Source organism: Pseudomonas sp. FW507-12TSA (assembly GCF_058781435.1).
Genome location: NZ_JBYSWT010000069.1, coordinates 1 through 692 on the forward strand (window position 1 = coordinate 1; position 692 = coordinate 692).

Consider the following 692-nt stretch of genomic DNA (forward strand, 5'->3'; position numbering starts at 1 on the left):
GCCGGTGCGGCCAGCCAGCGCGCCATCGGGACCGGGGTGATCGGCGGGATGCTCAGCGCCACCTTGCTGGGCGTGCTGTTCGTGCCGATCTGCTTCGTCTGGCTGCTGTCGGTGCTGCGCACCAAGCGGCCAGCCACCGAACAACCAGCCCTGACCCAGGAGTGATCAGCATGCGTACCCCAGCTTTTACCGTATCGGCGCTGCTGATCGCCCTGGCCCTGGGTGGCTGCTCCATGGCCCCGACCTACGAGCGTCCGACGGCGCCCGTAGCCGACAGCTGGAGCGACTCACCCGCCCAGCAGGGACGCCAGGCCAGCGAACTGGATTGGCAGAGCTTCATTGTCGATCCGCAGCTGCGCCGCCTGGTCGGCACCGCCCTGGACAACAACCGTTCGTTGCGCCAGACCTTGCTGGACATCGAACAAGCCCGGGCGCAATACCGCATCCAGCGGGCGGACCGGATCCCCGGGTTGAACGCCGGGGCCTCGGGTAACCGCCAGCGCCTGCCCTCGGACCTCTCCAGCAATGGCCGGGCCGGCGTGGCCAGTACCTATCAGGTCGGCCTGTCGTTGCCGGAATACGAAGTCGACCTGTTCGGTCGGGTCAAGAGCCTCAGCGATGCCGCATTGCAGCAGTACCTGGCCACCGAAGAGGCGGGGCGCTCGGCACGCATTGCGCTGATCGCCGAGGTC

At 67.9% G+C, this 692-nt stretch carries 2 protein-coding genes; both read left to right on the forward strand.

Annotated elements, in window-relative coordinates:
* On the forward strand, positions 1-165 hold a 165-nt coding region (locus AC3WK8_RS31950; RefSeq protein WP_146043317.1), incomplete at its 5' end, for an efflux RND transporter permease subunit.
* 5 nt (positions 166-170) lie between these two features.
* On the forward strand, positions 171-692 hold a 522-nt coding region (locus tag AC3WK8_RS31955), incomplete at its 3' end, for a TolC family protein (RefSeq protein ID WP_207255108.1).